Source organism: Lysinibacillus sp. GW821-FHT14F06 (genome assembly GCF_058803665.1).
On record NZ_JBXAPF010000015.1, the window covers coordinates 19,212 to 28,495 of the forward strand.

A 9,284-nucleotide genomic window follows, 5' to 3' on the forward strand; every position below is an offset into this window, starting at 1 on the left:
TCCTTATTCTCAATGGTTTTATCATTAATTTTCTTTCGATTTTTGCTGTTCAATTGCAGCCGTAGCAAGCTTAATAATAGTCATATCATCCATTGGAGGATTATGCAGACCAGCGCGAACATTTCGATAATAGCGTTGCAATGGATTTGTTAGCTGTAAGCTTTTTGCGCCCACTACTCGCATTGCTTTATCGACAATCTCAATTGCCAAATTCGTTACGGTATGTTTAGCCACAGCCATTTCGTTTGTTAAAAATTCACGTCTTGCTGGGTCATCATAAGTCTCAGCTACGCCGTATAGTACATAGCGTGCCTGATGTAGCTTTAATTCAATGTCTCCTAGAAGCTGCTGGACATTGGGTAAAGTACTGATTGGGGCATTCAAGCTATTCGGTTGATGATGATTGGCAAAATGCAGTGCATAGTCACGGGCTGCCTGTGCAATCCCTAGGTAAGTTGCTGGAATATGTAGAATCCACCCATTTATTTTGCCTCCGCTAGGATGACTAGGTAATTCTACTAAGTAACTACTAGGAACAACTACATCAGTTAGTACTAAATCATGACTACTTGTACCTCGCATTGCAGACATTTCCCAGTTTTCTTCAATGGAGAGCCCTTCCACATCTTTATGAATCAAGAAGAAACCAATTTGATTTTTTTCCTCAATCCATGCTGATGTTAAGAAATAATCAAGCACTGGAGAGGCCGTTGTAAAAATTTTGCGCCCATTTAAAAGCCATCCTTGCTCTGTTGAAATAGCATTTGTCCCAGGTCGCCCTCCACGTGTTGGACTACCTGTTGCTGCTTCACTAACAGCCCGATTGATAATCGCACCATTTTTTATTTCTGGTGCAAATAAATGTAGTGCATCATCCGCCCATAATTTTGTCTCATATATTTCACCTACAACACCAAGTGTCCAACCTAATGAGAGGGAAGCATTCTCGTCATAGCTTGCTAATGTTTCTTGAATGAGTACCATATCATAAACTGATAAACCTTCACCGCCAAATTCCTCCGGTAAAGTTAGTCTCGAATAGCCAATTTGCAGAAGTAATCTATGTGCTTCGAATGGAAAGCGAGATTGTTCATCTACCTCTTTTGCCTCTGCTTTGATCGGCTCCGCAATAGATGCCAGTTGATCTAGCCAATACTTTTGTTGCGCTGTTTTAATAAATAAATCCTTCAAGAAAATCTCCTTCTTCCCAAATTATATAAAACATATATATTTACTAAGAATTAACTTTTAAAAATAATCTCTAACTACTTTTTTTTAGTAGTGAGATTTATATCGGTACTGAATTTTCTGATTCGTTGACATTTATGATACTTTTCACATTGAAAAATGTCAATGGGTTAAATACAAGTTTTTTTGTAAGTTTTATTGGCTTTATCCTGCTAATTTTTATTCACCAAGCAGTTTTTACAACATATGCTAGATGATAGAAAGAGGTGTATGTATGACGAATAATATGAATCCATCTTTAGGTAACATCGCCACGACACATGTAATTCCTGAAGTTATTCAAACAAAATTTGGCGATATTAATGGAGATGGCAATTTAGAAACAGTTCTTTTAATAGGAACTAAAACTCCAGATAGCCCATTATGGAAAAATCTAACTTTAGGGATCTATTATGGGCAAACACAAAAATTTGAAAAAGTAATGCTTAAGCAAAATATTGGCTATAATCCAACTATATTTCTAGGTGATTTCACTGGCAATCACCATGATGATATTCTAGCTATTTCTGACACTGGAGGTAGTGGAGGGATTATCAATGGCGAAATCTTTGCCTCAATAAACGGGCAAATCCGCTCTATTTTTGATACAGAATCTTTTACTAATAAATATACAGTCAATTATCAAGATCAGTACAAAGTAGCTGTTCGTAGCACGAATCCTAAAAAGCAATATATTATTGATTTACAGTACAAGGGACCTGAATATTTAGCAGAGATCTATAATCAAGATGGTACGCTAAAACAGCCTATAGAGGGATGGGTTGATCCGATTAGCGGGCTATATCCTGTGGATTATGAACGTGATGGAATATACGAGATTTTGGCATATCAGGCTATTGCGGGGAGATATCATGCTGATGGATTAGGCTATGTAGAAAACATACTAAAATGGGATGGCACCAAATTTGTAGTGGACCGCCAAACGGTATCAATTTATGGTGAGGACTTAGAATAAATTTTCTACTATAACTTAAAACGAGAATTTGCTCAGTAAATTCTCGTTTTAGAGGTAGTAGTCGAAACTGTTATTTATTTTTCAACTAATGCGAAATAATTATCTTCATGATCAGCAAAATTAAATACTCTCCCCATCGGCATCATTACTAAATCTCCTACTTTAACGCCCTTTTCCTGAAAATCCTGATACAGATCTTCTATATGATCAGCGTAAAACATAATTGAAGGTGTTCCTAAATTCAATTCAGGTTGCATTTTTGCAATAATTTCTTTGTTGTGGAGAACGAAAGTGGTTTGGGCGTCTTTCGTTGGAGCAATTTCAATCCATCGCATTCCTGCTTCTTCCTGTTCAGCAACTACGACAAAGCCAATTTTTTCTGTCCAAAACTTTATCGCTGCATCCTGATCCTTTACATACAGCATGACCTGTCCAATATGTTTAATCATGAACAATTCCCTCCTCTTTTTAACTTTAGTATACAACAATTATAAGTTTTCTATGTTCACTCATGAGTAATATTACTGTAAACATTCTAATAAAAAAGCATTTATGGCAAAACGCTTAACTTTTCATTTATTTTTGATAAAATAAGCTAGTTAGTCTATTCTTTACCTATTGCGGAAAAGTATACAACTATAATATAAGAGTGAGGATAATTTAAGTGAAACAACTAAGTATAAGGAAAAAGCTCATTTTTTCATTTTTAGCAATGCTTCTCGTCCCAACACTATTAATTGGCATTATATCTTACCAGAGTGCTGAACAACAGATTTTAAAAGAACAACAAGCAAGCACAGCCGAGAGTGTTCGCATGCTTAATACAAATATTACAAACACCATTGATCCAAAAATAAAAGATATCCAATACTTCTCCAAAAAGCTTAATCAATCCTATATACAAGAAGATAATGTACCAGAACTAAAATCGCTTTTTCAGGAATATATTAATATGCATCCTGAGGTAGAACTCATTTATCTAGGAACTGCAGATGGTAGGTTATTAGATGAACCTATACAAGTATATCCAGATGGTTTTGATCCACGTACGAGATCATGGTACAAGCAGGCTCTAGAAAATAACAACCAAGTGTCCATCACTGCACCATATATTTCCCAAGCTACAGGCGAAACTGTCATAACTATTACACAAGTTTTACCCGACAGCTCTGGCGTAATAGCATTAGATTTAAACATTTCTACCCTCAGTACCATTACAAATGATATACGCATTGGGGAAACTGGTTTTGCTTCCCTTTTAGACAATCATAAAATATATATTGCCGACCAAGAGAAAGAAAGTGGCTCTGAGGCAACCGAAAGCTATATCAAAAAAATATATGAGCAAGATAGTGGAATAGTTATTGAATCACATAAACAACTACAATTTGTTACTAATAAGTTAACAGGGTGGAAGATTGTTGGTACCATGTTTACTGCTGAGGCCTCTAAGGCTGCTGCTTCAACCTTTAATATGAACTTAATAATCATTGCCGTTTCAATAATTGTTGGTATTATCTTTATGCTTTATATGATTAAATCCATAGTTAATCCAATTAATCGACTAAAACAAAGTGCTGTAAGAATTAGTGAAGGTGATTTAACAGAGTTTATTGATATTCATTCTAAAGATGAGGTTGGACAACTGGGAGAGGCCTTTGTCTCTATGAAGGTAAGTTTGAAATCTTTAATACGTAATGTTGATCAAAGCTCTCAGCATGTACAAGCTGCTGCACAAGGCTTATCGGCCAATACAGAGCAAAATATTGCTGCATCTGAGCAAGTGACAGAAGCGATGCAGCAGGTGGCTATCAGTACAGAAAAACAAACAACAGGAATTGACCAGAACGCAATATCAGTCGAGGAAATTGCTAAGGGAGTGGTTGAGGTTGCCGCTAGCTCTATGCAAGTATCAGATCTCTCTAGCTATGCAATTCAATTGGCAGAGGAAGGCGGTCATGCAGTAGAGCAGACGGTTCAACAAATGCATTCCATTCATGAATCTGTAGCACTTTCAGATAGGATGATAAAATCTCTCTATGACCGAACAAAAGAAATTGGCTCTATATTAGAAATTATTAGTGCAATTTCCGATCAAACAAATCTTCTTGCCTTAAATGCTGCTATTGAGGCTGCCCGAGCAGGAGAGCATGGAAAAGGGTTTGCCGTAGTTGCCGATGAAGTTCGAAAATTAGCAGAACAATCACAGCATTCGGCAAAGCAAATTTCTGAGTTAATTACTGGTATTCAGCAAGAGACTGCCAAATCAGTACAAACAATGATAAAGGCTTCTACAGATGTGCAGGATGGCTTACAGCTAACAGATGATACAAGTAAAAAGTTTGCGAATATTATTGCTAGCTTACGAGAAATGGCTCCGAAGATGGAGGATATATCTGCCTCTGCACAGGAAATGTCCGCAGTGGTTGAAGAAGTCTCTGCAACAGCTATTGAGCTAACAGACCACGCTAAATTAAATGCTGCTGCATCTGAAGAAGTGGCTGCATCTACAGAGCAAACATTATCCTCCATGCAGGATATGGCTACTGCTGCTAAAACACTACTTGATATGGCTGATGAATTACAGGGCTATGTCATTCGTTTTAAATATTAATGATTCATAAATCCGAGCTCAACATACAATTGAGCTCGGACTTTTTATTTTTGTATAGCTAAAAATTATTCATACAAAACAGGAATTCCAATTTTCTGACATTTTAGATAATTGTATTGATTTAAATTCATTTTACTTTTAGAATCAGATTAAAATATTTGAACTACCGGTAAAGTGGTTTAGAAGTCGAAATATATTAATCAATTACGCCCCAGCGTAATTGTGTCCGGATTTTTTTCGAGCTTGTTCGAAAAACTCCTCTTCAAAATCCGTGACATCCGCCAAGGGCTTTATATTTATTCAGAAGGCGTTTGTACGTCCACTGATAAGGAAAAAAATAGCATTCACCATGCCGCCTATAGAGGTGAGAGTATTCTGCTGAATAAAGATATATTCCAATATATTACATACAATTTTATGTTTTTCTGATAAAATAAGACAAATAACATTCTATCTTCGGTAGTTCAATTTATTCATATATATAAATAATGTCATAAGGGGGAATATATCTATGAAACGTATCAGCTTACGAAAAAAACTAATATTTGCATTTTTAGCCATTCTACTCGTTCCAACTTTATTTATCGGATACACCTCCTTCAAAAGTACAAAAAGCCAAATTCTCAAGGAGCAACAAGCAAGTGCTACAGAAAGTGTACGCATGCTCAATACAAATATTACAAATACGTTTGCTCCTAAAATATTGGACATAGAATACTTTGCAAAAAAAGTGGATCAAACTTATTTATCGGGGGAAAAAAGTAATGAATTAAAAGGTCTTTTCCAAGAATATATAAATACACACCCAGAGGTTGAATTGCTTTATATAGGTACTGCAGATGGCAGAATAATTGATGAACCTGTTCATGAGTATGAAAGTGATTATGATCCGCGTGAACGACCTTGGTATCAAGAAGCTATCGCTAACAAAGGACAAGTTACCATTACTTCTCCCTATATATCAAAATCAACAAATAACATGGTTGTTTCAGTAATGCAGACTCTTCCAGATGGTTCTGGAGTAATTGCATTAGATTTTAATATCTCTGTCTTAGGTGCTATTACTGAAGAAGCTCGTATTGGGGAAACTGGATTCGCTTCCCTAGTAGATAAGGATAAGCTATATGTCTCTCAACGAGATAAAGAGAGCGGTTCTGAAGCGACAGAAGGCTATATTTCCAAGGTTTATGAGCAAGAGAAAGGAACAATTATTGAAAATGACCGTCACTTACAATTTATCACAAATGAACTGACAGGCTGGAAGGTCATTGGCACAATGTTTACAGCAGAGGCTACAAATGCCGCTTCTTCAACTTTAAAAACAATTTTAGTAATTACTTTCTTGTCAATTATTATAGGTCTAATTTTTATGCTTTACATGATCAAGTCTATTGTTAAACCGCTTAAACTTCTTCAAAATAGCGCATTAAAAATTAGTGATGGCGATTTAACTGAGTACATTGAAGTCCACTCTAAGGACGAGATTGGTCAATTAGGGGAAGCCTTCATATCCATGAAGGTAAACTTAAAAAAATTAATCCGCAATGTCAATCAAAGTGCTGAGCATGTCCAAAAGTCAGCTCAAGATTTATCCGCCAATGCGGAGCAAAATATTGCTGCCTCAGAGCAGGTGACGGAAGCGATGCAACAAGTGGCTATGAGTACAGAAAAACAAACAACGAGTATTGATCAAAATGCAATTTCTATTGAGGAAATAGCTAAGGGAGTTGTTGAGGTTGCTGATAGCTCTATGCAGGTTTTAGACCTTTCTAGCCATGCAATCAATTTGGCTGAAGAAGGCGGTCAATCTGTACACCAAACGGTTAACCAAATGATTTCTATACACGAATCTGTTGCCCAATCAGATTCCATGATTAAAACACTCTATGATCGAACAAAGGAAATTGGCTCTATTATTGAAATTATTAGTGCAATTTCAGATCAAACCAACCTGCTTGCATTGAACGCAGCTATTGAGGCAGCACGTGCAGGAGAACATGGGAAAGGCTTTGCAGTAGTTGCCGATGAAGTTCGAAAATTAGCGGAGCAATCCCATCAATCAGCAGAGCAAATATCTACACTAATTACTGGTATTCAACAGGACACAGCCAACTCTGTTCAAACCATGACGAAGGCAACCGCAGATGTTCAAGATGGTCTAAAGCTTTCTGAAGACACAAATAAAAAATTTGAGAGTATTATCTCTAGTCTAAGAAGTATTGCACCAAAAATGGAGGATATCTCTGCATCTACGCAGCAAATGTCTGCAGTAGTCGAAGAAGTTTCAGCTACAGCAATTGAGCTTTCAGATCATGCTAAGCTAAATGCAGCCGCGTCTGAGGAGGTCGCTGCCTCTACTGAGCAAACATTATCCTCAATGCAGGACATCGCCTTCGCTGCAAAAGCACTACTCGATATGGCTGATGAGCTTCAAGGCTTTGTGAACGAATTTAAATATTAAAAAATGAGTAAAAATTGAAAGGCAGAGACGTTGCTAAATCAACGTTTCTGCCTTTTCAAATTCATGTGATTATACTCTAAAAGGGACTTTTGAGACAAACCCTTCTTACTTTAGCCATTATTTATTTTCCTCGTGACTAAATTGCCATTCAATTCCAAATTTATCTATAAGTGAGCCATAGCACTTACTCCAAAAAGTTTCTTGTAGCTCCATACTTACCTTGCCGCCATCCTTCAGATTATCAAAGGCTTTACGCATCTTCTCTTCATCACCTGAAACAATAGCTAAGGTAACATTGTTTCCTTTTGTGAATGGTGATCCAGGGAATGTATCTGAGAACATTACTGTACTATCAAAAATCGAAAGTCGTGTATGCATGACAAGATCTTTTGCTTCCTCTGGTAATTGATAATTCGGATCTTGTGGTGAATCTCCAAAGGTCATAATTTCAGGCTTGTCCGTATTAAAAGCCTTCTCATAAAACGATACAGCCTCTCGACAATTTCCATTAAAAATTAAATACACTTCTACTGCCATCTCCAACACTCCTTTGTCATTTTATGAAACAATTCTATTGTACATGGATACCAAATGCTATGACAAATTTTAAATAAAATTGCTTCTTTACAGAACATCAATACTGTATTTTTACCCCTGTTTTATTTCATACTATACCCAAAATAGCTTTGCATTCCCCACTTATTCCACTGTTTTTCTATTTATTAAGATAAAAGCTTTGACATTTACTCAAAAATCATGTAAATTACCAAATGGCGAACAATTTAAAATAATTCTTTAAAAATATTCGTATTTTAGGAGTGTATATAATGGATAACGTATTTGACTATGAGGATATTCAATTAATTCCCGCAAAATGTATTGTAGAAAGCCGCTCTGAGTGTGATACATCTGTTACTTTAGGTGGGCATACATTCAAACTGCCAGTGGTTCCGGCAAACATGCAAACAATTATCGACGAAAGTCTTGCTATAAAGCTTGCTGAAAACGGTTACTTTTATATCATGCATCGTTTTAACCCTGAAACTCGCGCTGATTTTATTAAGGATATGCAAACACGTGGACTCATCGCATCCATTAGTGTTGGAGTAAAAGATGAAGAATATTCATTTATAGAAGAGTTAGCTGCTGTTAGCCTAGTTCCCGATTTTATTACAATTGACATTGCTCACGGTCATTCTAATGCTGTCATTCGTATGATTCAACACATCAAAAAATACTTACCAAATAGTTTTGTCATTGCTGGTAACGTGGGTACACCTGAAGCTGTACGTGAATTAGAGAATGCTGGTGCAGATGCTACGAAAGTTGGAATAGGGCCAGGTAAAGTATGTATTACTAAAATTAAAACAGGCTTTGGTACAGGTGGCTGGCAGTTAGCTGCATTACGCTGGTGCGCGAAAGCTGCTACGAAACCAATTATTGCGGATGGAGGAATCCGTACACATGGTGATATTGCCAAATCAGTTCGATTCGGGGCATCCATGGTTATGATTGGATCATTATTTGCTGGTCATGAAGAATCACCTGGTGAAACAATCGATATCGACGGTAAAATTGTCAAAGAATACTTCGGTTCTGCATCTGAATTCCAAAAAGGGGAACGCAAAAATGTGGAAGGCAAGAAAATGTACGTAGAACACAAGGGCAGCATCAAGGATACATTAATTGAAATGCAGCAAGACCTTCAATCCTCTATTTCCTATGCAGGTGGCAACAAGTTAGATGCCATTCGAAATGTAGATTATGTTATTGTGAAAAACTCAATTTTTAACGGCGATAAAGTATATTAATATTGCTAAAAACCCAAACAAGAGTGTTCATTCTGTTTGGGTTTTCTTTATATAGAGCCTCTTAGCTAGACTGGATTCTCATTATTGCCTGAGCAATAATTGACAATCCCAGAGTAGTTGTTCAGGCTACCCGAGTAGTTTTGCACCTCAACTGAGCGATTCTCATGGGGACACGAGCAATTTCACGCCTCAACC

Annotated in this window: 7 protein-coding genes; 4 read left to right on the forward strand and 3 right to left on the reverse strand. The window is 36.7% G+C overall.

The genetic code is table 11. The features are described from left to right. Positions 1-24 precede the first annotated feature (24 nt). Positions 25-1,191, reverse strand: coding sequence for an acyl-CoA dehydrogenase family protein (locus tag AC1RNS_RS14360; RefSeq protein ID WP_492993586.1), 1,167 nt, complete (start codon positions 1,189-1,191; stop codon positions 25-27). Positions 1,192-1,462: 271 nt separating this feature from the next. Here AC1RNS_RS14360 and AC1RNS_RS14365 point away from each other — a divergent pair, with 271 nt between their 5' ends. Next, the gene (locus AC1RNS_RS14365; RefSeq protein ID WP_492993588.1) at positions 1,463-2,203 is read left to right on the forward strand and encodes a YybI family spore inner coat protein; all 741 of its coding nucleotides are present in this window, start codon (positions 1,463-1,465) and stop codon (positions 2,201-2,203) included. Between the two features lie 74 nt (positions 2,204-2,277). Here AC1RNS_RS14365 and AC1RNS_RS14370 read toward each other — a convergent pair whose 3' ends face one another. Further along, on the reverse strand, positions 2,278-2,652 hold the full coding sequence (locus AC1RNS_RS14370) for a VOC family protein (RefSeq protein WP_492993590.1): 375 nt from the start codon (positions 2,650-2,652) through the stop codon (positions 2,278-2,280). A gap of 215 nt (positions 2,653-2,867) precedes the next feature. Here AC1RNS_RS14370 and AC1RNS_RS14375 point away from each other — a divergent pair, with 215 nt between their 5' ends. Then, on the forward strand, positions 2,868-4,817 hold the full coding sequence (locus AC1RNS_RS14375; protein ID WP_492993592.1) for a methyl-accepting chemotaxis protein: 1,950 nt from the start codon (positions 2,868-2,870) through the stop codon (positions 4,815-4,817). 511 nt (positions 4,818-5,328) lie between these two features. After that, on the forward strand, positions 5,329-7,278 hold the full coding sequence (locus tag AC1RNS_RS14380) for a methyl-accepting chemotaxis protein (RefSeq protein ID WP_492993594.1): 1,950 nt from the start codon (positions 5,329-5,331) through the stop codon (positions 7,276-7,278). Between the two features lie 117 nt (positions 7,279-7,395). Here AC1RNS_RS14380 and AC1RNS_RS14385 read toward each other — a convergent pair whose 3' ends face one another. Continuing rightward, on the reverse strand, positions 7,396-7,815 hold the full coding sequence (locus AC1RNS_RS14385) for a VOC family protein (protein WP_427549635.1): 420 nt from the start codon (positions 7,813-7,815) through the stop codon (positions 7,396-7,398). 290 nt (positions 7,816-8,105) lie between these two features. Between AC1RNS_RS14385 and guaC the strand changes: the two genes are divergently transcribed. Continuing rightward, positions 8,106-9,089, forward strand: coding sequence for a GMP reductase (gene guaC, locus AC1RNS_RS14390; RefSeq protein WP_492993596.1), 984 nt, complete (start codon positions 8,106-8,108; stop codon positions 9,087-9,089). Positions 9,090-9,284: the final 195 nt, after the last annotated feature.